This window comes from Vibrio tubiashii (assembly GCF_028551255.1).
Taxonomy (GTDB): Bacteria; Pseudomonadota; Gammaproteobacteria; order Enterobacterales; family Vibrionaceae; genus Vibrio; species Vibrio tubiashii_B.
Genome location: NZ_CP117029.1, coordinates 3,274,541 through 3,300,914, shown reverse-complemented (window position 1 = coordinate 3,300,914; position 26,374 = coordinate 3,274,541). Strand labels below are relative to the sequence as shown.

Sequence of the window (26,374 nt, the reverse complement as noted above, 5' to 3'; positions counted from 1 at the left end):
AGTGCCCCCACTCGAAGTAATTGATCTGAAAAGATTGGCAATTTTACCTGTTGATAACCAAGATCGCCAGTAAATGATCGACGATCCAGTGAATAAGATCTAAGTTATTCACAATATTTTCGACATTATTCGTTAGATCCTCACATTCTGCCCCATTTTTACTCACACTTTGATCCACATTAAGGCATTTTTAGCGAGATCTTTGTTCTGGTGATAAGTCTGTGAATGAAAATTTTTCATCACCCAAAATTCGTCTTTTCTCAGCGAGCCTCGTCTAACAGGTTGAATATCAGCAAATCACCTCACCTTATTACTCTACTGTCTAGGTTATTGCACTTGGTTATTTATCTAATTAAGTAAAGTGACAGTAGTATTTATCCCCATAATTATATGGAGTTGTACTATGAAAAACTGGATTAAGGCTGCAGTTGCAGCTATCGCGCTTTCTGCTGCTACTGTCCAAGCAGCGACTGAAGTTAAAGTCGGAATGTCGGGTCGCTACTTCCCGTTTACTTTCGTTCAGCAAGATAAGCTACAAGGTTTCGAAGTAGACCTGTGGGATGAGATCGGTAAACGCAACGATTACAAAGTAGAGTACGTCACGGCTAACTTCTCTGGTCTATTTGGTCTATTAGAAACGGGTCGTATCGACACTATCTCTAACCAGATCACGATGACGGATGCACGTAAGGCGAAGTACCTATTTGCTGACCCATATGTGGTCGACGGCGCGCAAATCACAGTTCGTAAAGGCAATGACAGCATTCAAGGCATTGAAGATCTTGAAGGTAAAACAGTCGCAGTAAACTTAGGCTCTAACTTCGAGCAGCTACTGCGTAACTACGACAAAGATGGCAAGATCAATATCAAGACTTACGACACAGGTATTGAGCACGATGTCGCACTAGGCCGTGCAGATGCATTCGTGATGGATCGTTTGTCAGCACTAGAGCTGATCAAGAAAACGGGTCTTCCGCTACAACTTGCAGGTCAGCCATTTGAAACCATCCAAAACGCTTGGCCATTTGTTGACAACGAAAATGGTAAAAAACTTCAAGCGGAAGTGAACCAAGCACTCGCAGCCATGCGTGCAGACGGTACGCTGAAGACAATCTCTGAGAAGTGGTTCGGCGTAGACATCACCGAGTAAACCATTAGACATTTCTATCTGATTTAGATAGAACTCTTAAACCCACTGCTTCCCTTCCTTTGCAGTGGGTTTTGCTTTTTTACGTCGTTATTTAATCATTGGAATAGGCTATGGGATTCGATTTTAACTACATGCTGGATCTGATGCCGATACTGCTCAAGTATCTTGGCACCACGATGGAGATGGCAACTTGGGGTTTGCTATTTTCACTGATTTTATCCGTCATTTTGGCCAATATCCGTGTATTTCGCGTCCCAGTTCTTGATCAACTCAGCCAGCTATACATCAGCTTTTTCCGTGGTACGCCACTGTTAGTACAGTTATTCCTACTTTACTACGGCCTGCCGCAGATCTTTCCATGGTTAGTTGGACTGGATGCTTTCAGCGCAGCTGTGATTGGTTTGACTCTTCACTTCGCAGCATACATGGCCGAAAGTATTCGCGCGGCAATTATTGGTATTGATCGCAGCCAAATGGAAGCCAGTTTATCTGTAGGCATGACGACCTCTCAGGCAATGCGTCGAGTCATTCTGCCACAAGCCACTCGCGTCGCACTGCCATCACTAATGAACTACTTCATTGATATGATCAAATCTACCTCACTAGCGTTTACACTCGGTGTGGCGGAAATCATGGCGAAAGCGCAGATGGAAGCATCATCCAGCTTCCGCTTTTTTGAAGCATTCTTAGCGGTTGCATTAATCTACTGGGGTGTGGTGGTCATTCTGACTAGAGTACAAATTTGGGCGGAAGCGAAACTGAATAAGGCGTATGTACGATGATTAAACTCAACAATATCCATAAGCGCTTTGGCGATACCGAGGTTCTCAAAGGCATCGACCTAGAGATTAACCAAGGTGAAATCATCGTTATCATAGGCTCAAGTGGCACAGGTAAATCGACCTTACTGCGCACAGTTAACTTTCTCGAAAATGCGGATAAAGGCGTCATAACAATCGATGATGTCAGCGTTGATACAGAAAAACACACCAAAGCGGAAGTGTTAGCTCTGCGGCGTAAAACCGGTTTTGTGTTTCAAAACTACGCTCTTTTCGCTCATATGACAGCGAGACAAAATATCGCCGAAGGCTTAGTCACGGTGCGCGGTTGGAAAAAAGCCGACGCATTGCGCCGTGCTCAAGAGATTCTTGATGACATTGGTTTAGGTGACAAAGGGGATAGTTATCCAGCGGCACTGTCTGGGGGCCAGCAGCAGCGTGTGGGTATCGGCAGAGCGATGGCGCTGCAACCTGAGCTACTGCTATTTGATGAGCCGACATCAGCGCTTGATCCCGAGTGGGTTGGAGAAGTTCTTAATTTAATGAAGGACTTAGCAACTAAGCATCAGACGATGCTGGTGGTGACTCACGAAATGCAATTTGCCAGAGAGGTCGCCGACAGAGTGATCTTTATGGCGGAAGGAAACATTGTTGAGCAAGGTTCTCCACAGGATATCTTTGGCAATCCACAAGATCCTCGCTTGCAAAAATTTCTTCGACAAGTCGGTGCTGAGTAAAGATCAACGGATAGGATCGAACGATCCTTGAGATTTTGCTCACACTACGTATAATCGCCCGGTCGGAATTTAGCGCTTGCACAAAGATTGACACTTTGTGTGACTGTGATTACAATTCCGCCTCTTTGTTGAGAGGCGTCGGTTTGTCCTCTTTATATATAAAGAAGACGTTATTGCCCACGCCGGGTTAACATTGACCTAAAACTACTGATCAGTAAAGGTAATTATCATGAAACGCACTTTTCAACCTTCAGTTCTAAAGCGCAAGCGTACTCACGGTTTCCGTGCACGTATGGCTACTAAGAACGGTCGTGCTACTATCAATGCACGTCGTGCAAAAGGCCGTAAGCGTCTTTCTAAGTAATCGTTAGATTATTTTGAAAACGTACGCGTTCAATCGGGAGTTACGCTTGTTAACTCCCGAGCATTATCAAAATGTCTTTCAGCAAGCTCACAGAGCTGGCTCACCTCATTTCACCATCATTGCTCGTAAAAATAGCCTATCTCATCCTCGACTAGGTTTAGCCGTTCCCAAGAAACAGATCAAAACCGCTGTAGGTCGTAACCGTTTTAAGCGCCTTGCACGTGAAAGCTTTCGTAACAATCAACATCAGCTTGCTAACAAAGATTTTGTTGTTATTGCCAAGAAAAGCGCGCAAGATTTAAGCAATGAAGATATTTTCAAACTGTTTGATAAATTATGGCAGCGCCTGTCTCGCCCTTCGCGTGGTTAGCAATCGGATTCGTCCGTCTCTATCAAGGTTTTATTAGTCCGCTTATCGGACCACGTTGTCGTTTTACTCCAACCTGCTCTACTTATGCCATTGAAGCGTTAAAAGCTCACGGTTTTGTAAAAGGGTGTTGGTTATCGAGCAAACGTCTATTAAAATGCCATCCTTTGAATGAAGGGGGGTATGACCCCGTTCCACCAGTCCAAAAACAAGACAGAGATAAATAACGATGGATTCTCAACGTAATATCCTGTTAATCGCGCTAGCACTGGTTTCTTTCCTATTGTTCCAGCAATGGCAAGTTGCAAAGAATCCAACGCCTCAGCCGGTTGAGCAGGCTCAATCAAGCAGTACTCTACCTGCACCATCTTTTGCCGACGAGCTAGATCCAGCTCCAATGCAGCAAGCTTCTGCTAAAACGGTTACTGTGACCACTGATGTATTGACTCTGTCGATTGATACGGTGGGTGGTGATGTTATTCATGCAGACCTAAACCAATACTCAAACGAGCTAGATTCATCTGACCCATTTGTTCTGCTTAAGAACGAAGCCGGCCATCAGTTTATCGCGCAAAGTGGTCTTGTAGGCCCTCAAGGTATCGACCTTAGCAGCTCAAACCGCCCTGCTTACTCAGTAAGCGCAGACAGCTTTACTCTAGCTGATGGTCAAGATGAACTGCGTATTCCAATGACATTCACTGCCAATGGCCTTGAGTACACAAAAACATTCATTGTTAAGCGTGGAAGCTACGCACTTGACGTTGAATATGACATCGTAAACAAATCTGGCAACAACGCGACATTTGGTATGTACGCTCACCTACGTCAAAACCTACTTGACGCTGGTGGTAGCATCACAATGCCAACTTACCGCGGTGGTGCATACTCTACTGAAGATACTCGCTACAAGAAGTACAGCTTCGAAGACATGCAAGATCGTAACCTATCTCTACCACTAACTAATGGTCAGGGTTGGGCAGCGATGATCCAACACTACTTCGCGACTGCGTGGATTCCACGTGATGAACCAGGTACTAACCTTTACACTCGTGTGATCGGTAACCTAGGTGATATCGGTGTTCGCATGCCAAACAAAACCATTGCGGATGGCGATAGCGCAAACTTCAAAGCAACACTTTGGGTTGGTCCTAAACTGCAAGACCAAATGGCTGAAGTGGCACCAAACCTAGACCTAGTAGTTGACTACGGTTGGTTATGGTTTATTGCAAAACCTCTGCACTCACTGCTTTCGTTCATTCAAGGCTTTGTTAGCAACTGGGGTGTGGCAATCATCTGTTTGACCTTCATTGTCCGTGGTGCGATGTACCCACTGACTAAGGCACAGTACACCTCAATGGCGAAAATGCGTATGCTTCAGCCTAAGCTGCAAGCGATGCGTGAGCGTATTGGCGATGACCGTCAACGCATGAGCCAAGAAATGATGGAACTGTATAAGAAAGAGAAAGTAAACCCACTTGGTGGCTGTTTACCTCTGATTCTACAGATGCCTATTTTCATCGCTCTTTACTGGGCACTAATGGAATCGGTAGAGCTACGTCACTCACCATTCTTTGGTTGGATTCATGACCTTTCAGCGCAAGACCCATACTATATCTTGCCACTACTGATGGGTGCTTCTATGTTCTTAATCCAGAAGATGAGCCCAACAACCGTAACGGATCCAATGCAGCAGAAGATCATGACCTTTATGCCGGTTATGTTTACTTTCTTCTTCCTGTTCTTCCCATCAGGTCTAGTTCTTTACTGGCTAGTATCGAACATCGTAACCCTTATCCAGCAAACGCTTATTTACAAAGCACTGGAGAAAAAAGGCTTACACAGCAAGTAACCTTTAGTGGAATTAACAACGAAAGGCGGCCAAAAGGTCGCCTTTTTTATTTGAGCTGATTACAATTCAGCTAACAGAATTTTTGCCCAGCGCGGCATTTAGATAGCACAGGCACATTTATGACAACAGATACCATCGTTGCTCAAGCAACAGCGCCCGGTCGTGGTGGCGTCGGGATTATTCGCGTATCCGGCCCTTTGGCAGCGCAAGTCGCGGCTGAAGTGACAGGCAAAGAGTTACGTCCACGTTACGCTGAGTATCTGCCATTTAACTCGCAAGATGGCCATCAGATCGACCAAGGTATCGCACTCTACTTCCCTAACCCACATTCATTTACTGGTGAGGATGTTCTTGAGCTTCAAGGGCATGGCGGTCCAGTTGTGATGGATATGCTGATTAAGCGCATCCTCCAGATCCCTGGGATACGTACCGCACGACCTGGTGAGTTCTCAGAGCGTGCTTTCCTAAACGATAAGCTCGATCTGGCTCAAGCAGAAGCGATTGCTGACTTAATTGATGCTAGTTCTGAAGAAGCGGCCAAATCTGCACTCCAGTCACTGCAAGGCGCATTTTCAGGCCGAATTAATACGCTTGTAGAATCACTGATCCACTTACGTATCTATGTCGAAGCGGCGATTGATTTCCCAGAAGAAGAGATCGACTTTCTTGCCGATGGTAAGGTCGCTGCTGACCTGCAAACCATCATCGATAACCTAGCAGCGGTACGCAAAGAAGCGACACAAGGCGCTATCATGCGCGAAGGGATGAAAGTGGTCATCGCAGGTCGTCCGAATGCGGGTAAATCAAGCCTTCTCAATGCTTTGTCAGGTAAAGAATCTGCGATTGTGACGGATATTGCCGGCACAACTCGTGATGTACTGCGCGAACACATTCATATTGATGGGATGCCACTGCATATTATTGATACCGCAGGTTTGCGTGACGCCTCTGATGAAGTTGAAAAAATCGGTATCGAACGCGCTTGGGATGAAATTGCTCAAGCAGACCGAGTTCTGTTTATGGTGGATGGCACGACGACAGACGCTACCGATCCGAAAGAGATTTGGCCAGACTTCGTTGATCGCTTGCCCGATAATATCGGTATGACAGTGATCCGTAACAAGGCCGATCAAACAGGTGAAGATCTCGGTATCTGTCATGTCAACGATCCAACCTTAATCAGGCTCTCAGCGAAAACAGGCGATGGTGTTGAAGCGCTACGAACTCACCTCAAAGAGTGCATGGGGTTCGCTGGTGGTAATGAAGGCGGCTTTATGGCCCGACGACGCCACTTGGAAGCACTCGATCGCGCCGCAGAGCACCTAGATATAGGTCAGCAGCAACTCGAAGGCTATATGGCAGGAGAAATCTTGGCTGAGGAACTGCGTATCACTCAGCAGCACTTAAGTGAGATAACCGGCGAGTTTAGCTCAGATGACCTTCTAGGGCGCATCTTCTCTTCTTTCTGTATCGGGAAGTAAAGTGGGCAAATAACGGAAAACAACAGCAAGCAACGGTAGATAACACACTGATTTTATTAGATCGTCATTTGCCGTTTGTTTCCATCCGTTGCCGTTAATTGCCAAATCTAGTCCCCAGTTGGTCCCCAATGACATGATAAATGCCGTATTGGGGACCAATTGGGGACAAACATGAAAATTTTCATTGAAAAACGGGCACTTAAAGCAGATGGAACGCGAACATTGCGTCTCATTTATGACCACGGTTATACCATTAAATCAAACGGATCTCGTCAGCGAAAACGTGAACACGAAGTGCTAGATCTGTTTGTCTACGACAAACCTAAAACACCCACCCAGCGCCAACACAACAAAGAGCACCTTCTCCTAGCCGAAACTATTAAGAGCAAACGACTGGTTGAGTGGCAATCCAAAAAGCATGGTTTTGAGGATCGAACTAAGCGTTCAGCTAGCTTCATTGATTACTTTCAACGGCAAGTTGATATCAAAGAACAAACCACCTCAACCTCCAACCACTCGATATGGCTGTCAGCTCGTAAACACCTGCTGTTCTACTGCGGGAAACATGATCTTAGCTTTGATGAGCTGGATAAAGACTGGTTAGACGGGTTTAAGTATTATCTGACCAATGAGGCGAAGACCAAAAGTGATGAGCCTTTATCTCGCAACACACAAAGCTCCTACTTCAATAAAATTCGCGCGGCAATCAACGAAGCACATCGTGAAGGCATTATTCGTGATAATCCACTGTCACAAGTAACCAGCATCAAAGCGAAAACAACGAAGCGGGTTTATTTAACACTGGATGAGGTCAACGCGTTAGCCCAAACGGAGTGTCGCTATCAAGTCCTCAAAAGGGCGTTTTTGTTCTCATGTGCAACGGGGATGCGTTGGTGCGACATCCACCGACTTACCTGGTCAGAAATAGAGACATTCAATAATCACAAACGCATTATCTTCGACCAAGTCAAACTCTCTCACGGCGATGCTAAGAGCCTTCAGTACCTAGACCTACCAAAGTTCGCGGAATCACTCTTAGGCCCAGTCAAAGCGGCACACGAGCGCGTATTCAAGGGATTAAAATACTCTTCTTATATGAATGTAGAACTGCTTAGATGGAGCCTAGCTGCTGGAATCAGTAAGCACGTTACATTCCACAGTGGCCGCCATACCTTTGCCGTGATCCAATTGAGCAGAGGTGTAGATATTTACTCGGTGTCTCGATTGCTCGGTCATAGCGAACTTAAGACAACAGAGATCTACGCTGACATCATTGAACAACGCAGGATGGAAGCCATGCTCACATTCCCTGATATTTTTGCTTCTGGAAAGGATTCAGCGGCCTGATGAGGCCGCTGCTATGAAGGTACTACTTACGAGAAGTGGTGGCGACATAGTTTGCTGCCCTTTTTTCTATCTCATGGCGAGATGAAACACGCTGCTCCTCAACCCAACTCATGATGGCTTGACGCTCAAATCGGAGGTGTTTGCCAAGCTTAAAGTAAGGGATCTCTGCCGAGCTCGTTAGCTTATAAAGCTGGTTGGTTGATAAACCCAGCAAGGCTGCACATTCATCAACGGTTAGAATGTCCTTTCCAAGGAGCTCCACCTTTTGTTGCTGCAAACGCTGCTCCAGAACAGCGCGCTCAACACGATCTATTTTGGCGAGAATGGATTGAAGAAGAACTTGCTCGTTGGTTGTCATCGTATCCCCTCCTCACCCATTAGAATGTCTCTGGGAAGAGTGGGAAAACTGGGAAGTACACTATTCATCAATACCCATCTCCTTCAACTCAGAGAGGATCTTTTCCGGCCAGAAGGCGAAAAAACGATGATCAAACTCAGTACCGTTCTTCTTTTCGATAACCCGAAGTGTTCCCCTACGATCTTCATTGGTTTCAAACCACCCTTTATGAATCAAAGGGCTCAATTGACTCTTATACTGACGCCGCAGTCGTAGCTGCTTAACAAATTCTTGTTTGTGGATAAGCCACTGGACGTCATCACCATCCTGCCGCCAGTAACCAAACTTTGACGGTCTGCTTGTACAGAATTCAGGAAGCTTATTTTCCCAATGGCTAATCGCTTGTTTCAAAGCACTCAACACCTCATACGTTTCTTGATTGTGCTGGTGCCCTCTGTGAGATAACCAGCGACTAAAAACGCTATATACGGAATAGAGCGACTCTTCTTCAGTCCATGGCACTAACTGGTTTCGTGACGCAACAGACAACGCGACACCAACCAAGACAAAGCGCTTCAATACCCGATGAACCTGGCCGGAATAATTGCTTTTAGACCAATGCTGCCTCAGCGTTTCGATGTCACGCTGTAAAACGACTTCCAGATCGGGCTTATCTGAAATAAGCGTCATCCAAGCCGTGAACAAGGTGCCAAAGTACTTTTGAGTCTGCTTTTCCAAGTGCTCAGCAAACTGAGATGGTGAGGAAAATCGGTGTAGATCCGCAAAACAACCGAAACGCTCTTCCGCAGGAATTTCGATAACTCGAATGAGCTGACCTGCTTTCACTTGATAACCAGAGGACTCCATCAGCTCTGTCAGGCCAATCTCTCCATTACTCAAGGTCAACGTACGCCAATTAGCTATATTCGCCAGACCGCCTGTTTCCGTTGCTCGCAACTTTCCACATCCGTTGACGATTTGATAAGCCGCAGAACTGGCTTCTTCCGCCGAGCACAACCCAAGCTCATCTAACACAAGCAACATGTCATGATGTTCCGATGCAACCGCTTCAATACCGTTTGCCGTCGTTTTCCACGACTTGATATATGACTTATCAGCATAAACAGACGCTGCAACAAACGATGTGACAGACTTCCCCGACGAAGATGGCCCCATAATATGGAATGCCGCACTTTCCATCCCTACCGGCTTGAGAAGCGGTGCGGCCAACGCAACACCAACAGAAAAAATGAGCAATGGGTTGCCGACCAACAAAGAACCAACTTCACTTTGCCATTCCGCTAAGCTGCCTTCTGCCAAGCAGAGTGAATCAGCCATACCACCTGAAAAGTAGTAAGACTCATCTGACCGTCCGAAACTTTTCTCCGGAGTGACGAACACCTTGTCATGCCAACCTGTTCTTGTAACACAAAAGGCCGTTTCCGCCGCTTTGAGCTCTTCCCGCAAATAGCGCTGGACCATATTCCATGCAGTTTGCTCAGGCTCCAGCCAAAAACCGGTATCGAATAATTCATCTCTTAATTGATAGTTGGTCCCTCCCATGATCTTTCTGGCAGGCACTATCATTCGAATCGTCTGCTTGTCCATATTGATGATTTCAATACAAGCACTGAAACCTGACTTCCGATCAGGTGAACGCGTTCTAGCAATAACCTTGACCGAAGAGCTCAACGAACGCCAACCTCGCTCACGGCAGAAATACTGTAGTTGATCATGGTGATGACGATACTTCATATGACCTCCCTATCATAGGCTCAGAAGCCACTTCTGCACATCTTCAAGGCGAAATCTCACACTTCTAGCGCCAGGTGAAAGTGTGACTGGTGTAGGAAAGGAACCATTTTTTACATAGCGGCGAATCGTCGCTTGAGATAGTTGCGTTAGTTTGCAAACTTCTTGATAGCTTAATAGCTGATTTGATTGATTTTGTTCGGTCATAACTACTCCTGACAGTTAATGGATAATCAAGAAATAGTTTGCAGGGTGAGCAACGCAAAGGCGCGCGGTGCTCAGGCCCAAAATGGGCAGATTTAGCAGAAAATATGCCTATCAAATTCGTGGTTTAGTATTACAGATGCAGATAATGAGGCGGTAATGCAGTCCTTTTTTCGTAGGCTACGTTAACATTCTGCACAAGTATCGATTAACTGCCCCATTTTCACATGTGAAAGTGAGACGCTTATTGCGTAGTAAACCACATTTTTAAATTATTAAGCCACTGTCCACCATTCTAAAAATTTGGTTTCAACTCAAATAAGTTGAGAAAAATCATAATAGTGATAGGGTATGCAACTGTGATAATTCCCCAAATTTTAGGGTTAAAAAATACCGTGGAGAAAGCATGATTCGCTGCCATCTAGCCCGTTTAATGGGCGAGAGAAAAATGCGCATTAGCGACGTGATGCGAGAAACCGGCCTAAGCCGTACCACCGTCACGCTACTTTACAAAGAAACCGCGCTCAAGGTGGACTTAGAAGCGCTCGATAAGCTATGCGATTTATTTAACTGCCCATTGAGCGACATATTGGAAAAAATGCCAAGCGATAGACAGGGCTAAAAATTATCAAGGAGTGACGACATGTCGTCAGAAGCAGATACCAGAGCAAACTACATCGATCCAGCGTTAAAAGCCGCACATTGGCAACCGGGCAACATCATTCGGGAACATTACTTTACCGATGGCCGTAAGCTTGCTGGCGGTGTCCGTGGTCGTCGTTGCTTCGTCGATTATCTGCTCCACAAAGACAATCGTTACCTTGCAGTTGTTGAAGCAAAAAAAGAATCTGAGCATCCAACCAAAGGTCTTCAACAAGCCATAGACTATGCTAAGAAGCTACTCGTTCGTTTTGTCTATTCAAGCAACGGCAAACAAACCTATGAGTTCGATTTAGAAACGGGTAAAGGCGACTACATCGAGTTTTATCCAACACCACAAGAGCTTGAAAACCGCTACGCGGGTGTTAATTCGGATCTAGGCCAGCAGCTTCGTAATGTGCCTTTTCATTTAGAAGGCGCAATGCAGCCACGTTATTACCAAGAATTAGCGGTCCATGCCGCCACAGATGCCATTGGCAAAGGTAAGCCACGAGTGCTATTAACGCTGGCGACTGGTACAGGTAAAACCTTTATTGCCTTTCAAATCGTCCATAAACTGTTTCAGTCCCGTTGGAACAAAGAAACACCAGGTAGTCGACGACCACGAATATTGTTTTTGGCTGATCGTAATATTTTAGCCGACCAAGCTATCAATACTTTTAACCCCTATGAAAAAGACCTTATTAAGATAAATGGGGAAGAGGTACGCAAACGTGGCGGTGTAGTGCCAACCAATGCGCATATCTTTTTTGCTATCTACCAAGCCATTGCTGAGCGTGAAAATATTGAAGGCTACTACAAAGCGTATCCAAGTGATTTCTTTGACCTTGTAATGATTGACGAGTGTCACCGTGGCAGTGCTAATGAGACGGGCTCTTGGCGAGCCATACTCGATCATTTTGGCAGTGCGGTGCATGTCGGCCTAACAGCTACACCAAAACGTAAAGCCAACGTGGATACCTACGACTACTTTGGAACTCCTGCATTTGAATACTCATTAAAAGACGGTATCAACGATGGCTTTTTAACGCCATATCGTGTTAAGCGGGTACGTACCAACTTAGACGAGCTCGTGCTGACCAAAGATGACCAAGTGATCGAAGGTGAATCATGGCAAGACGTCTATCAGGTAGAAGATTACGACAAGAAGATCATTGTTGATGAACGTACCGAGCTGGTCGCAAAAGCCATTTTGGACAATATCAATCCACTAGAAAAAACCATCGTCTTTTGCGAAAACCAAAATCATGCTCTCACCATGCGCGACATGATCAATAAACATAAAAAAGTTAAAGACCCGCACTACTGCGTTCGTGTAACCAGTGACGAAGGTAAAGTTGGCCGCGAGCTACTGGAAAAATTCCAAGATAATGACAAAGATATCCCCACCATTATTACCTCATCGCAAATGTTAACCACGGGGGTAGATGCCCGTAATGTACGTAACGTAGTGCTGGATAGAACCGTCGGCTCAATGGTGGAATTTAAACAAATTGTCGGTCGCGGCACCCGCGTTTTTGATGGCAAAGACTATTTCACGATTGTCGATTTTCGTGGTGCAACCAATAAGTTTTATGACAAAGATTGGGATGGCGAGCCTGAAACACCAGAGCCCGGTGGCACAGGGGAGCCTAAACCACCGCCATACACACCAGAACCACCCGGAGGAACAGATGGCCCAGAACCTGAACCGGGTGAGACAAAACCTCGGTTGAAAGTAAAGCTTGGCAAACACCGAGAACTGAAGGTCATTGACGTTGAAACTCGTTATATCGATGAAAACGGCAAACCTCTCACTGTGCAAGAATTTGTTGAACGTTTGATCACCCAATTACCAGGGTTGTTTAAATCAGTTGAGGAATTGCGGCGGATATGGTCAGACCCAGATGAGCGCGAAACCTTGCTCGGTAAACTTGTACAAGCAGGTTTTGATAAAGAACAACTCGCCACACTGCGACGCATGTTTGAAGCAGAAGAGTGCGATATCTTCGATCTGCTGGCTTTTTTAGCCTTTGAACAGCCAATGGCAACCCGTAAAGTTCGTGCCAATCAAGTACGCACTAACAGCACCTTCTTTAATCAGTACCAACAAGAAAAGGCACAGCAGTTTTTGCACTTTGTGCTCAATCGTTATGAGCAAACTGGCAGCTCGGAGTTATCACGCGAGCGCTTGCCTGCTCTCATCGAGCTATCAGGCTTGGGTACAGTGAAAGACGCTTCAACAGCATTCGGTGGAAAACCAGCCTATTTACTGGCTGCTTTTAAACAATTACAGCAACAGCTATACAATGTGAACTAAAATGCAATTAACACTCGCACCTAACCCGCTGCACGATCAGTCGCAAACCCTACATATCAACAAAGTAGCGACCTTGATTGGTGAAAATGGCAGCGGTAAATCCAGTATCTTACATTCAATCTTTAGAAAGCAGATTGAAGAACCTAGTGAAACGCTTCAACTGATCTGTGCTACTTCAGGACAAAATGAAAACTTCTCTTCCTTTTTTGAGCAAAGACTAACCTCTTTTCGAAAAAAGAAAGATATAAGTGACATTGATTTTTCTAGCCTTTTCTTTACTCAGAAAGATGTTCGATTCCTTACGTTTCTCGCCTACACATTCAAGAGTAACGGCTTAGTTTTTAATTTTATTAACAACCACAAGGCATTCAAGGATCAAGTTTCAGTTAAATTGAAACTGAAAATATCTGTTCCTGAGACTTACATAAAGAATGTACAACAAGACCAGATAGCTGAAGCGAAAGACCATGAACACCCGTCGATAAGAAAAAGACCTTTTAATCAGCGACTTGACGCCTTTCTTGAAAAGATAGAAACACTTCCTGACCTTGATGCTCTGCTAGAAACAGGTAAAGGCCTAAAGTCAACCGAAGTAGAAGTAACTAATGAACAATTTTTTGATGTTTTTGATGGCTCTAGAGTTGATGCCACAAAATTTCTAATCGAAGGCTCATACAACGAATATTTCTTTTCAGCTTCTGAAATTCTGCTTTACCTAACTGATAATATTGAATTTTCATTGATCAGTGATGGTGAGTATCAGTTCCTATTCGTTGCTTCACTAATTGATCTATTTGATAGCACTTCTTCTCTTTTCATGTTTGATGAAGTTGACTCACACCTGCACCATAAAAACGTTGAGCTCCTTTGGGACATACTAAGCAAAACTAAGGGTAAGGTCATAACCACAACTCATTTAGTCGACTCAATCGCTGAGAATGACTTCGAATCATTGTTTTTGGTTGAAAATGGGCAGATAAAAAATGATCAGAAATCTCAAAAGCTCTTGGAAAGATTGAAAGTTTTATCCAAAAGTAAAGTCGTCGAGTTAGAAATAGCCTCCAAATTGAACAACATTTGCTTGATTGATTACTACAACGATTGGAAGATTTTTGAGTTATTAGCAAAGCAGAAAGGACTTGATTGGACACCGCTGTCCTCAATCAATCCTATAGCAAAGTCATCTGGTTACAGTGCGGCAGGCGATAGCTTCGGAGCGTCTAAGATCAAGTGGCTGCATGAATTGAGAGATATGAAAGACTATATCAGGGCGTGTAAAGCAGAGAGATATGGCAAAACACTTGCGTTGCATGACCATAAAGTAACCAACGTATTTTCAGTATGTGATCGTGATGAACTGCCAGAAGCTAACATTCACACACAAAGCGGTGTCAAGGTGATTGGTGTCGATTGCCCAGACAAATTCAACATAGGTTTACCTTGTCCAGAAAGAATAAACTTTCACCTACTAACTTGGAAACGCCGCGAAATCAAAAACTATCTGCTCTCACACTCAGCTCTATTGCACCATAATGTGTTAGATCAAATCAACAACGCTGAACTATTAAGGACACCATGTTATTTACAACCAAATAACCCAGGTGACAACGACGATATTCGCCGTTTAAACGCAAAAGATGTCATCGACCCTCTGATCAATACCGAGGGAGTAGGGCTCGACATTGAAAGGCTCCAAGACTATATCGTTCTGATTCCGCCAGCAGAAATCAGCGAAGACATCACCAATATGTACAATTTTATTATCGGAAAACTATAAGCCATGTCACTACAACAAAAGATTGACCGAATTACCGACATACTGCGCCGCGACGATGGCATTAGTGGTGCTATGCACTATACCGAGCAAACCTCGTGGGTACTTTTCTTAAAGTTTTTGGATGATTACGAGTCTGAAAAAGAAGATGAAGCCGTGCTGTCTGGCAAAGACTATCAACCTGTATTGGATGAAGCGCACCGTTGGTCAAATTGGGCCTGCCCGAAAAATGCAGATGGCAAGCTAGATATAAACAAAGTTCGCACGGGCGATGACTTAACCGATTACGTTAATAACGAGTTATTCCCTTACTTGAAAAGCTTTGCCAACACCGCCGTTACGGGTTCCGACCCTAAATCCTTCGCCTATAAAATTGGTGCCATCTTCCAGTATTTAGACAACAAAGTGGCTTCTGGCCATACCTTGCGTGAGGTGTTGGATATTATCGATACGCTGAACTTTCAATCCAGTGATGAAATGTTTGAGCTCTCGTTAGTTTATGAAGGCTTATTGCAAAACATGGGCGATGCTGGTGGCTATGCCGGTGAATTTTACACCCCGCGCCCAGTAGTGCGTGCCATGATCAAGGCCATTGACCCACAAGACGGGCAAACCATTTACGATGCAGCGGCTGGCTCGTGCGGATTTTTAGTGGAAGCCTTTGAGCATCTAAAGGGCAAAAAGAACCAACTCTCTACCGAACAATGGGATTTTATCCAACGCGATACTTTCTTTGGTTTTGAAAAAACCTCACTGGCTTATGTGATGGGTATGATGAACATGATTTTACATGGCATCGAGTCCCCCAATTTGTTCCGAGGCAATACCCTTACTCAGAATATCCGCGATATTCAGGAAAAAGACCGTTACGATATTATTCTGGCTAATCCACCGTTTGGTGGTAAAGAGAAGTCGCAAATTCAGCAAAACTTCCCTATTCAGAGTAACGCCACCGAACTGCTGTTTTTGCAACACTTTATGAAAACCCTGAAAAGTGGCGGTAAAGCTGCGATTGTTGTGCCAGAAGGCGTGCTGTTCCAAACCAACAGTGCGTTTAAACAAGTCAAACAAGAACTGTTGGAAAACTTTAACCTGCACACTATTTTAAGCCTGCCCGCTGGGGTATTTTTGCCCTACTCTGGCGTAAAAACCAACGTGCTGTTTTTTGAGCGTAGCGGCGGCACCAGCGATGTGTGGTACTACGAATGTGAACCCGAGCAAAAGCTCACCAAAAACAAACCGATCACCGATGACCACCTAAAAGAGTTTGTTGAGCTATATAACAGCCGCGAAACCACTGAGCGTTCCTGGACAGTTTCAGCCAGTAAATTGGCTGAAGACTATGACCTATCCGCTAAAAATCCGGCCAAACAGAAAGAATCCGAGCATTTAGCGCCAAGCGATATTCTTAAGCAGATCCGCACCAAAGAAAAACTGGTATCAGGCCTGTTGGATGAAATTGAAGACCTGTTGGCGGAGAAATAAGCATGGAGCAGGTTTTGTATTCATTGCCAGACGGGTGGAAGTGGCACAAGTTGAAAGCTCTCACAACCAAGATTGGAAGTGGGGCAACTCCGAAGGGAGGCGAAAAAGCTTATAAATCTAGCGGTATTTCGCTAATTAGAAGCCTAAATGTTCACGACTGTTTCTTTAAAGAGGAAAAGCTTGCATTTATTGATGATGAGCAAGCTAATGGCCTCAAAAATGTAGTCGTGGAGAGTGGAGACGTACTACTCAATATTACAGGGGCATCAATTGCAAGATGCTGTATTGTTCCTAATGAGTTCTTGCCTGCACGTGTAAATCAGCATGTCGCAATTATTAGACCAACGGAGTATGTCGATAGTAAATTCCTGAACTATTTGATCATAAACCCCAAATTTAAGGCACAACTGCTATGGCAGGGGGCTGGCGGTGCTACTAGACAGGCCCTAACTAAAGCTATGGTTGAAGAGTTGAACATTCCTCTTCCAAGCTTGCCGGAACAAAAACGCATCGTTGAAAAACTTGATGCACTGCTAACCCGCATCGATACCGCCATCGAGCATTTGCAACAGAGCGTCACACTGGCTGATGCGTTGTATGCAAGTGAATTAGCCAGCGTGTTTAGTTCAGGCCAAGATAAATGGCCATTAAGAGAGCTAAATGAAGTTGCTGAAGTAGCACGAGGCAAGTCCAAACACCGACCTAGAAACGATAAGTCTTTATTTGGCGGTGAGTACCCTTTTATTCAAACTGGGGATGTACGTAATGCACAAAAGTACATCACGAACTATTCAGCAACATACAATGAAAAAGGCTTACAGCAGAGCAAGCTATGGCCAAAGGATACCATCTGCTTAACAATCGCAGCAAACATTGGTGATGTGGCTATTTTGGGGATGGATGCCTGTTTCCCAGACAGTGTTGTTGGTATATCTTCCTCGGAATTAGAGACCGATTACCTTTATTATTTTCTGACAACGCTACAGCAACAGCTTGATAGCAAAGCGAATGCGGCCGCTCAGAAAAATATTAATCTGAAAATTCTCTCTGAAATAAAAATCCCAGTTCCGTCTCTAGACGAACAAAAGAGTATTGTTAGACAAATCAACGAAATTGACCGACTAGCTGTAAAGGCAAAAGCTGAAATTTCTGAAAAAATAACAATGATGCAGCAATTAAAAGCATCAATTCTCGATTCTGCCTTTAAAGGCGAGCTATAGGGAGGCAGGATGGCTAGGCTACTACCTGAAGACTTCAGCCCTGAAGATCTGAATATTGAGATTGAAGAAGTATACCCTAACTGTACGGAAGTTTTTTATGTTCCGAGTAAGGGGGAGCTTGAAGATGCAGGAAGAGGGATGGAAAAGCCTAGCCAGCATAAAAGAAAGATTGCACTATTTTGTGGCCAAGACCATTTCGTTTCTATTTTTCCAATAGTTACCTTACCAACTCATCCAGATTACTTAAAAAACAAATACAAGGGCATAGATGAGATTAGTATTGAGGTCGCACTCGACTCAGCACCTTATAGTAAAGAGGATGTATATGAATGCTTGCAACAATTACCTTCTGGATTTATTAAAGACATTCGTTATGGATTAGGATTAAAAAAAGAATACAGAGCAATAATATCAGCGATCGAAGAACAAACTGAGCACCAATGCATTGCCATCGGTGATGAAAAAACCGGCGATACAGATTATGGTTACTTTCATCTAAACTTTAATGATTTTGAAGAAATGCGCCGTTCCTGCAATCGTATTACAGAAAGAGCAAGGAAGGTTGCTCGTATTACGAAAGAAGTAACGGCTTACAACCATATTGCATATCAATTGGGAAATAATCAAAGACCATTACCAACCGACAATGATGCTATTAGCAAAATGCTTCGGATTAAAATCACGAACACCGATAAGCAAGTTGCCATGGATCTGATTGCTGGTGATAAAGCTACTGTTAAACAAACAGATCCTGTTACTTTGGCCAAACTAAAAAGTGATATAGAGTTAGTCTCTCTTGAGCGTTTGATTAGTTCATATGAAGACTTATTAATTAAAAAGACTAAAGAGGATACTTGGCAGGAACTCTTTAATCAAAACCCATTTATCTTGAGCCTTGCTTTTGGTTACCCCGCAATAAAAATATCGGATCAAGCCAGTGTTGGCGGGAAACGTCTTAGTGGTGACGGCGAAAAAATCACTGATTACCTAATTAAAAATAGTATTACAAATAACCTAGCTTTGATTGAAATAAAGAAGCCCTCTTCTGTCTTATTAAACAAAACCGCCTATAGGGGTAGTGTTTACTGCGCATCAACAGAACTTACAGGTTCCGTAACACAAGTACTGGATCAGTCTTATCAGCTACAACAGAACATTGCCACGATAAAAAATAACAATCGCCTTTATGACATTGAGTCATATGCTGTCCACTGTATTTTGATCATCGGAACAATCCCTGATGATGAAGACAAAAAAAAGTCTTTTGAGATATATCGTCGCAACTCTAAGAACGTGCAAATCATTACTTTTGACGAGCTCTTACTCAAGCTAAAGCAACTACACGAGTTTCTCAGTAATCATGATGAACAAACGGAGGCTACATTGTGAGCCTACAAACTAACTTAAAAGGTCGCTTACGCAACACTTCTCTACCCAAGAGCCACGGCCTGATGCCTGTTTTTGAGGCGGTAGTAAACTCTATTCACTCGATTGAAGAAAAAGGTAATAGCGATAACGGTAAGGTTGTTCTTCGGATCAATCGCGCTACTCAGGAGAGTTTAGATTTCGATGCCAAATCGCTACCACCTATTTTGGGTTTCACCATAACTGATAATGGTTGTGGTTTTGATGAAACCAACTTTAAGTCATTTGAAACACTGGATTCCGACCACAAAATTGACAAAGGCTGCCGAGGTGTCGGTCGCTTGATGTGGTTGAAGGTGTTTGACTTAGTCGAAGTGGAAAGCCATTTTATCGATGTTGATAGCCAGCTTAAAAAGCGTGTATTTCGCTTTAACGATAAATCAGGAGTCCACAGTGAAAATGTTCAGGTTGCTACCGAACAACAGTCAGGTACTCAAATCAAACTGGTGGGATTTGATGAAAGTTATCGAAAGCAGGTACCAACCAAAGGGCTAACAGTGGCTAATCAGCTACTTGAACATGTGCTCTGGTACTTTGTTCGTCAAGGCAGTGCACCCAATATACAAGTCGAAGACGCTGGTGAGATTTTCGAACTGGATTCCTTGCTCGAAGAGCATATGCACGAAAGTGCACTTCTAGAAACGATAAAAATACGCGATTATGCGTTCGACCTAACTCATATCAAGTTTCGTGCATCGGTAAATAAAAAGCATCAGTTAGCTTTATGTGCAGCTAATCGATTGGTTAAAGAAGAATCCATTCAAGGAAAAATTCCCGGCTTGTACGGCAAAATATCTGACGCATCAGGGGAGTTTACCTATACCTGTTACGTGTCTTCTGGATACCTGGATGATCGCGTACGCAGCGAACGAACCTCTTTTGATATTGCCGAAAACGTAGAGGACATGCTCAATGAAGTAAGCTTTAAAGATATTCGCGACGCGGTGTTAGAGCGTACTAAAGAGTATTTACAAGATGTCCTAACAGAAAATGTCTCTGCCGGTCGTAAACGCGTAGATGATTTTATTAATAGCCATGCACCCCGATACCGGCCTATTGCTCACTATGTTGCAGAAGAACAGCTCATTGTTGACCCAGAAAAGTCGGACAAAGAGATAGAGTTACACCTACATGCTCAGTGGTATGAGGTCGAGAGACAATTAGTCAGTGAGGGTCATGACATCATGCAACCTCAAAATGAGGAGCATATAGAGCAGTACAAGGAACGACTGAGCGAGTATCTGCAAAAAGCTGAAGACCTTAAACAATCAGACCTCGCTAATTACGTATCCCATCGAAAGGTCATTATTGATCTGCTTCAAAAATCTATCGAGCGACTGGATGATGGCAAGTATGCTCGTGAGGATATGATTCATGAGTTAATCATGCCTATGCGTAAAGATTCCAGCGAGGTTTTACTGGATTCTTGCAATCTTTGGCTGATCGATGAACGTTTAGCATTCCACAACTATTTGGCTTCCGACAAAACGCTGAATGCCATGCCGATTACTGGTAATGATTCAACAAAGGAACCGGATTTACTCAGCCTAAGAGTGTTCGATAACCCACTGCTGGTTAATGATCAAAATAGCTTTCCCTTAGCATCTATCACTGTGGTCGAGATCAAACGGCCAATGCGCAACGATATGCGCGAAGGTGAAGATAAAGACCCAATAGCTCAAGCCCTCGGTTATGTAGAGAGAATTCGTGAGGGGCAAGCGAAAACAAAATCAGGACTACTTATCCCTAGAAATCATGATATCCCCGCATACTGCTATATTGTGTGCGACCTGACCTCAACAATGGTAACGCGCTGCAAAAACTTTAGTTTAACCATGACTGCGGATGGCATGGGATTCTTCGGGTACAACCCCAATTACAAAGCTTATATCGAGGTCATAAGTTTTAATCAGCTTGTGAGGGCTGCAAAGGAACGTAACCGTGCATTCTTTGACAAGCTTGGACTTCCCTCTATGTAAGTAAAAAGGTTGATTGCATGACAGATAATATCCCTCAAGCTCCTCATGGTGAGTTTGTTCTTTTCACCAGTGCTGACGGTCAAACCCGCGTTGAGTGTCGTTTTGAGTCGGACACGTTGTGGCTTTCTCAGGCTGCAATGGCTGAGCTTTATGATAAAGACGTTCGCACAATCAATGAGCATCTAATCAATATCTACAACGAAGGTGAGCTTGTACAAAACGCAACCATCCGGAAATTCCGGATAGTTCGATTGGAAGGTACTCGCCAAGTATCTCGCGAGATCGACCACTACAATCTCGATGCCATTCTGTCTGTTGGCTACAGAGTTCGTTCGCAACGTGGAACACAGTTCCGCCAATGGGCAACGAAAATCCTGAAAGAATACCTGATCAAGGGATTTGCCATGGATGACGAGCGCCTCAAAAATCCACCCGTTGGTCACTCTGCGGTGCCTGACTACTTTGACGAGATGCTTGAACGCATTCGCGATATCCGAGCCAGTGAGCGTCGTGTTTATCTGCGAGTTAAAGAAATCTTTACCATGGCAGCCGATTACGAGCCATCCAACCAAGAAACTAATCGCTTCTTTCAAACCATTCAGAACAAGCTGCATTATGCCTGTACGCACATGACGGCTGCTGAGCTGATTGCTAGCCGTGTGGATGCCAGTAAGCCAGATATGGGGCTAACCAGCTATAAAGGCGATGAAGTGCGTAAGACCGATGTCACCATCGCCAAAAACTATCTGCGTGAAGACGAAATCAAAGAGCTTAATCGCATCGTCAATATGTGGCTCGACTTTGCCGAAGACCAAGCGCTGCGTCGCAAACAAGTGTTCTTACAAGACTGGGCCGATAAGCTAGACCAGTTTCTAAGTTTTAATGATCGGGACATATTAAGCGGAGCGGGAAAAATCACCAAGAAAGACGCAGATGATAAGGCGAAACTGGAGTTTGACCGCTTTGCCCAGCAACGCCGCCGTTTAAAAGAAGCCGAAGGCGCACTTGCTAATATTGCAGCCCTCAAGGCAATACTCAAAAAAGACAAATAGCGTTACTAACTCAATTGAACCAGCTATGGTACCGACATTGATGTCGGTACCATCGTTCTCCGGCCTGTCATTTATCCTGCCAAAACATCATCTAAAAACCACTTTGAGATTTCGACTTGCTGTCTAATACAACTGGCGTATCGAAAAGCAACCCAAAAGCGCTCTTACTCACAGCCCACCGCGTGCTGCCCCATGGGCTTTCACATGTGAAAGTACATCAGCCCTCAAGCGCTTCAAACAGACCAAATCCCACAATAATCTAGAAATTTACCGTCACAATCCCATCAGAAGAAATTATCGACGCTCAGGTCCCACAATGATTGGAGCAAAAATCCCTACATCCCCACCAAAACAATAAAGCGACAAAAATAATCCGTAGCAACATCCCACAAAGATAGGTATCTGGAAAGCACAAGGATAGGTCCCAGGAGAGGAATCGATGCCACGCTTGCCAATCAGCGGTGGGACACAAGGAAAATTATTCACCCCAAAAGGGCAATTACAGATGCGTAAGTAAGAATGTGTTTGCGCTACCTTGAGCAAAACAATCAAGGAGCCACCATGACTGTATTAAATGAACATTCCGCCGCCTATCAATGGCATCAACGAGCCCAGCAGCGATATCCCGAAAATGAACCAGAATGCTTTGAACTCGCGCTTTCCCAATCACTAAAAGCCATTGCCGATATCGAGAACTTTGCAATGCAGGAGCCCTACCTGCTTGAGTTTTTAGCCAGTTGCTACGCTAACCAATTTTGGCGAATCCATCGAACACATAAGGAAACCGCACCTGGCCGCTACGGCTGCCGGGTTCGGATTCGCAACCATCGCTTTGAAGCAGCTTGGTACTACAACTGGTATCTCAGTGCTAACCAAATGTCACAGCGAAACAACAAAGAACAGCGTGTTCGCTCAAAGCATTTAGCCAAAGGCAAAGGCTTTCGTTACCCACCTTGTCGCTTTTCGAAAGCAAATTCGGAATGGGAATCCGATCTTATTGAGTATACAGAAGATGCCTTCGCACTGATCCGTGAAGTACGCCATGAAATCCTCACCATCAAACAAAAATCGCAAATCTGTACAAAACGACTTAACAAGCTTCGTGAACACTTTCAAAAAATGGAGAAGCAAAATGGCTAAGAAAACCATACCAAACGTCGGTATTACCGACTATTGCGGAGAACTAGATCTATCAGATTTTGATATTGCACTGCCAGAACAATCTCCATTGCCAGAATTAATCAAAGATTTACCTCTGTTTGTCGCCGATGAATCGAAGATACTAACGGTTGCGGCTAAAGATCTTGAAGCACGATTGGAAAAGCTGTGCAAAGCACTGACAGCTGAGTACAAAGTGAAATATCCAATACGCTACAAATTCAAAGTCAAAAAATCAAAAGGCTTACCAGAGATCACATGGTATCGCCTAATTCTTCATCGCTATCCAGACGAAGAGCTTGAAGAAAAAGAAGTATCCGATGCCGTTTTGCGACGTTTTTCAAACGCAATGAGCTGGGAGATCCCGCTGTATTTGCATTTGCTCGATGAGTTAGAAAAGCTCAATCAACGTGTTATCCGTATCAGCACACTGGCCGAAGCCATTAAAGAACTCACTAAAGCCACTAAGAAATACAACACTTAACGTACTGGCTTGCTCCATACTTGCCGGTGTGGAGCTCCACTTAGTCATGGACTTGTAGTTTGAAAATAGGTGGTAAAATTAAGGAAGTAGAGACTTAGGAATACTAAGCTAAAGAGAAACAAAATTAATGGATGTTTTATGGAGCTTTGGATTTGGCTGGGTGGTTTATTACTGACAGTCGCCGCAGTCGGTGGGGTATTTTGGTATTCAGGACGAGAGCGATAGCTTTATTGCGAACCTTCGGGTTCCTTTTGATTTGCTAATCGCCAATGCGATACAGGTCTTCTTTTATGTCTAAGCCTAGACCTAATGTCCTACTTTTCTTTTTAGTAGGATAGCGCTTACTAATTGGTGATCGTTGATGAACAATAACAGCTTTCACAATAGAGAATAATAAATATGCCGATATTGAAATCACTGCAATTTGCCAATTCATATAAGCTATCGCAGCCCAAAAAACTATAGCTGAAAAATGGCTTCTATGTACTAATACGATAAAACTCATAGCCCAATAGACAATTGGAACTGACATCAAGGCCCAGCCCCAAGCCGTATCGGTAGCCATAGCGAACCCCAGCAACAAAAGAAATAAACCGAAAACATTAACCACATGCTTCATACTTACGAACTCAATGAATTTCATATATCTAGTGTATCACAGAATCAGATAATGCAACTGTGCACATATGTTTTACTGCTCACTTTCACATGTGAAAGTGCGCCTAGAAAAGGCAATTGGAGCTATTTGTCTAAGCAGGATAAGTTGTTATCTTAGAAGCTCTTGTAGCTGATAAGTGCGATAGCTGGCAGCCAAAAAAACAGCAAACTTAAATCCTTCCCTTAACAGGGGATTTTCCAGTTAACGGTCTGATTACACTTAATGATGCACATGTTCATCAAAGGCGTGGGGTAACAGCCTCTAGAACGTATCGGCTGGAACGAGGTTCGGATCAATGCGGTGGATACGCGGCTCGGTAAAAACTCTACCAGAAAGCTTGGATTGTCCAAAATGGGCAGATCCAGAGTCTTTGCAGAGCAAATTGGATTGATATTATTTATCTAATTTAATCCCCCCACGAAAGGAGAATGAAAATGACTAAATGTGATCATGTTAATATTGAAAACATGCAGAAAGCTGTTCAAGCATTGGAACGCGCAATTGATGCTGATATTGATGAACAGGTTGTTCAAGCACTTGAATCGGAAAATGTGATTGATATTGGTGTCATTGTTGATAAAAACGGAAATCCTGGCATTGGTAATGGCTTGCCGTTTGATGTCTACACCTCTAAGGATGACGCTACTTTGGTCGCTGCGGCGCTAAATGAAGCAGATGCTTTCCTGCTGTCGCTTATAGATAACCCAGCCCAGCTGGAACATCGTTCTGATTACCAGGTTCAACAAGACACAATCCTCGCCCTTGTTAACAATTTTACCAATGTTGATTTGGAGAATGTACCAAGCTTAGTGGTAGGTAATATCCAAGAAGCTAAACGGGTGCTAGAGGACGCTATACAACGTTTGTTGTAATCACTACTTTAGTTTGACCGCTGAACAATGTGAAATGCGATCGCTGGAACTGGATCGAATCTAGCTGGAATTTGTTATCGCCTTAGATGCTGCTGAAAGCGGTGAATCTTGGGAGAAAGTTTTAAGTGTCGATTAAGCTGTTCGTTGATCGTGAAAAAAGCCGGGTTTCCCGGCTTTTTCCGTTTCTGATCTAGCGTTCGTAGGTGGTGACAAGTGTTCTAATGCCCTGATCATTTAGTACTAGGAAGTAGAGCTCACTGCTCGGATGGCCCCATTCCTCTATATTGTCAGCGGTGCCGTACTTTTGGGCTTTGCGACGACGCTCTCGTTCCGCAAGAGGGTAAATGCGAAGCTCTGGGTTCTGGATACGTTTGACTAATGACAGCCACGGGGCTTTGGGCTTACCTGAGGTTATCCGCTCGCTGTATCGTGATACAGCGTGAGCTGTTACCAAGACCGTGCCCATTGCAGGAGTTTCGATAGCATCAAAGGTGCCTGCGTATTGCTTTCGTTCAGCCAGCAGTAGTTCTGTAGCCTCTTCCTCAATGTTGGCCATGTACTCTGTTTTAGTGGAGACCTCGATCTGTACTCCTGCCAAACGAGATTGTAGGAAGGCTGCAAACTTTTTGGCGCACTTTTTGTCAGATCTTCCCCGTACGAGTTTCTTGATGGCACCTTTTGATACAACCAGTTTGTAGCCTCTTCCTGTTCCTGGAACTCGACCAAAAACTTGTTTTTCGAGCAGTAGGTAGCGAATGGCGCATAACTCGCAGAGTAGGACGCTATCGTTGCTTTCAAAATCGAGGGTGACATTGAGTATGCCTTTTCGTTGTGTACCCACACGCCAAAATACTCGGCTCTGGATGCTACTGAGTTGTTCTGATACGGTCGTTAATGTCATCATAATTTTGTTTCCATTGAGGAACTGGTATGCAGCGTCG

At 44.2% G+C, this 26,374-nt stretch carries 25 protein-coding genes; 20 read left to right on the top strand and 5 right to left on the bottom strand.

Annotated features, from left to right (window positions below; translation table 11 throughout):
• Positions 1–403 precede the first annotated feature (403 nt).
• From LYZ37_RS15265 to LYZ37_RS15225, 9 genes are all read left to right on the top strand, one after another.
• Complete coding sequence (locus LYZ37_RS15265) at positions 404–1,150, top strand: amino acid ABC transporter substrate-binding protein (RefSeq protein WP_272786017.1); 747 nt, start codon at positions 404–406, stop codon at positions 1,148–1,150.
• 110 nt (positions 1,151–1,260) lie between these two features.
• Positions 1,261–1,932: an amino acid ABC transporter permease gene (locus LYZ37_RS15260; RefSeq protein ID WP_004743592.1), complete on the top strand. Its 672-nt coding sequence runs from the start codon at positions 1,261–1,263 to the stop codon at positions 1,930–1,932.
• Positions 1,929–2,666, top strand: coding sequence for an amino acid ABC transporter ATP-binding protein (locus LYZ37_RS15255; protein WP_239852373.1), 738 nt, complete (start codon positions 1,929–1,931; stop codon positions 2,664–2,666). The genes LYZ37_RS15260 and LYZ37_RS15255 overlap by 4 nt, the downstream gene beginning before the upstream one ends.
• Before the next feature lie 229 nt (positions 2,667–2,895).
• Entirely contained in the window at positions 2,896–3,030 is a 135-nt protein-coding gene (gene rpmH / locus LYZ37_RS15250; protein ID WP_004411068.1) for a 50S ribosomal protein L34, read from the top strand.
• Between the two features lie 46 nt (positions 3,031–3,076).
• Complete coding sequence (gene rnpA, locus LYZ37_RS15245; RefSeq protein ID WP_230300094.1) at positions 3,077–3,400, top strand: ribonuclease P protein component; 324 nt, start codon at positions 3,077–3,079, stop codon at positions 3,398–3,400.
• Positions 3,367–3,624, top strand: a complete 258-nt coding sequence (gene yidD / locus LYZ37_RS15240; RefSeq protein WP_004743588.1) for a membrane protein insertion efficiency factor YidD — start codon at positions 3,367–3,369, stop codon at positions 3,622–3,624. The genes rnpA and yidD overlap by 34 nt, the downstream gene beginning before the upstream one ends.
• Positions 3,625–3,626: 2 nt before the next feature.
• On the top strand, positions 3,627–5,246 hold the full coding sequence (gene yidC / locus LYZ37_RS15235; protein WP_171325423.1) for a membrane protein insertase YidC: 1,620 nt from the start codon (positions 3,627–3,629) through the stop codon (positions 5,244–5,246).
• Between the two features lie 119 nt (positions 5,247–5,365).
• Complete coding sequence (gene mnmE, locus LYZ37_RS15230; RefSeq protein ID WP_272786016.1) at positions 5,366–6,727, top strand: tRNA uridine-5-carboxymethylaminomethyl(34) synthesis GTPase MnmE; 1,362 nt, start codon at positions 5,366–5,368, stop codon at positions 6,725–6,727.
• 171 nt (positions 6,728–6,898) lie between these two features.
• Positions 6,899–8,074: a site-specific integrase gene (locus LYZ37_RS15225; protein ID WP_272786015.1), complete on the top strand. Its 1,176-nt coding sequence runs from the start codon at positions 6,899–6,901 to the stop codon at positions 8,072–8,074.
• A gap of 22 nt (positions 8,075–8,096) precedes the next feature.
• Here LYZ37_RS15225 and LYZ37_RS15220 read toward each other — a convergent pair whose 3' ends face one another.
• Genes LYZ37_RS15220 through LYZ37_RS15210 form a run of 3 tightly spaced genes read right to left on the bottom strand, consistent with a single transcriptional unit; the run spans position 8,097 to position 10,370 of the window.
• Positions 8,097–8,432, bottom strand: a complete 336-nt coding sequence (locus LYZ37_RS15220; protein ID WP_147733236.1) for a helix-turn-helix domain-containing protein — start codon at positions 8,430–8,432, stop codon at positions 8,097–8,099.
• A gap of 60 nt (positions 8,433–8,492) precedes the next feature.
• Complete coding sequence (locus tag LYZ37_RS15215) at positions 8,493–10,166, bottom strand: DUF927 domain-containing protein (RefSeq protein WP_272786014.1); 1,674 nt, start codon at positions 10,164–10,166, stop codon at positions 8,493–8,495.
• A 12-nt stretch (positions 10,167–10,178) separates the two neighbouring features.
• The gene (locus LYZ37_RS15210) at positions 10,179–10,370 is read right to left on the bottom strand and encodes a helix-turn-helix transcriptional regulator (protein WP_005458475.1); all 192 of its coding nucleotides are present in this window, start codon (positions 10,368–10,370) and stop codon (positions 10,179–10,181) included.
• Positions 10,371–10,773: 403 nt separating this feature from the next.
• Between LYZ37_RS15210 and LYZ37_RS15205 the strand changes: the two genes are divergently transcribed.
• The 10 genes from LYZ37_RS15205 to LYZ37_RS15160 all read left to right on the top strand — a co-directional run bounded on the left by LYZ37_RS15205 (position 10,774) and on the right by LYZ37_RS15160 (position 23,903).
• The gene (locus tag LYZ37_RS15205; RefSeq protein WP_005458449.1) at positions 10,774–10,989 is read left to right on the top strand and encodes a helix-turn-helix domain-containing protein; all 216 of its coding nucleotides are present in this window, start codon (positions 10,774–10,776) and stop codon (positions 10,987–10,989) included.
• 21 nt (positions 10,990–11,010) lie between these two features.
• Complete coding sequence (gene hsdR, locus LYZ37_RS15200; protein ID WP_272786013.1) at positions 11,011–13,326, top strand: EcoAI/FtnUII family type I restriction enzme subunit R; 2,316 nt, start codon at positions 11,011–11,013, stop codon at positions 13,324–13,326.
• A 73-nt stretch (positions 13,327–13,399) separates the two neighbouring features.
• Entirely contained in the window at positions 13,400–15,103 is a 1,704-nt protein-coding gene (locus LYZ37_RS15195; protein WP_272786012.1) for an AAA family ATPase, read from the top strand.
• A 3-nt stretch (positions 15,104–15,106) separates the two neighbouring features.
• Complete coding sequence (locus LYZ37_RS15190) at positions 15,107–16,585, top strand: class I SAM-dependent DNA methyltransferase (protein WP_272786011.1); 1,479 nt, start codon at positions 15,107–15,109, stop codon at positions 16,583–16,585.
• Positions 16,586–16,587: 2 nt separating this feature from the next.
• Positions 16,588–17,805 carry a restriction endonuclease subunit S gene (locus LYZ37_RS15185; RefSeq protein ID WP_272786010.1) on the top strand — a complete coding sequence of 406 codons (1,218 nt, stop codon included), beginning with the start codon at positions 16,588–16,590 and terminating at the stop codon, positions 17,803–17,805.
• Between the two features lie 9 nt (positions 17,806–17,814).
• On the top strand, positions 17,815–19,194 hold the full coding sequence (locus LYZ37_RS15180) for a Shedu immune nuclease family protein (protein WP_263933705.1): 1,380 nt from the start codon (positions 17,815–17,817) through the stop codon (positions 19,192–19,194).
• Positions 19,191–21,209, top strand: a complete 2,019-nt coding sequence (locus tag LYZ37_RS15175; RefSeq protein ID WP_130269883.1) for an ATP-binding protein — start codon at positions 19,191–19,193, stop codon at positions 21,207–21,209. Before LYZ37_RS15180 ends, LYZ37_RS15175 begins: the two co-directional genes overlap by 4 nt.
• A 17-nt stretch (positions 21,210–21,226) precedes the next feature.
• A complete protein-coding gene (locus LYZ37_RS15170) occupies positions 21,227–22,261 on the top strand; it encodes a virulence RhuM family protein (protein WP_272786009.1) in 1,035 nt (344 codons plus the stop codon).
• Between the two features lie 561 nt (positions 22,262–22,822).
• Positions 22,823–23,401 (top strand): conjugative transfer protein MobI(A/C), encoded by a 579-nt coding sequence (mobI, locus tag LYZ37_RS15165; RefSeq protein ID WP_272786008.1) that lies wholly within the window; start codon positions 22,823–22,825, stop codon positions 23,399–23,401.
• On the top strand, positions 23,394–23,903 hold the full coding sequence (locus tag LYZ37_RS15160) for a hypothetical protein (protein ID WP_272786007.1): 510 nt from the start codon (positions 23,394–23,396) through the stop codon (positions 23,901–23,903). The genes mobI and LYZ37_RS15160 overlap by 8 nt, the downstream gene beginning before the upstream one ends.
• A gap of 259 nt (positions 23,904–24,162) precedes the next feature.
• On the opposite strand, the gene LYZ37_RS15155 is transcribed toward LYZ37_RS15160, so the two are convergent.
• Complete coding sequence (locus tag LYZ37_RS15155) at positions 24,163–24,468, bottom strand: hypothetical protein (RefSeq protein ID WP_130197584.1); 306 nt, start codon at positions 24,466–24,468, stop codon at positions 24,163–24,165.
• Between the two features lie 527 nt (positions 24,469–24,995).
• On the opposite strand from LYZ37_RS15155, the gene LYZ37_RS15150 reads away from it, so the two are divergent.
• Complete coding sequence (locus tag LYZ37_RS15150) at positions 24,996–25,433, top strand: hypothetical protein (protein WP_108654355.1); 438 nt, start codon at positions 24,996–24,998, stop codon at positions 25,431–25,433.
• 190 nt (positions 25,434–25,623) lie between these two features.
• Here the strand turns inward: LYZ37_RS15150 and LYZ37_RS15145 are convergent, their stop codons facing one another.
• Positions 25,624–26,337, bottom strand: coding sequence for a hypothetical protein (locus tag LYZ37_RS15145; protein WP_030000706.1), 714 nt, complete (start codon positions 26,335–26,337; stop codon positions 25,624–25,626).
• Positions 26,338–26,374 lie beyond the last annotated feature (37 nt).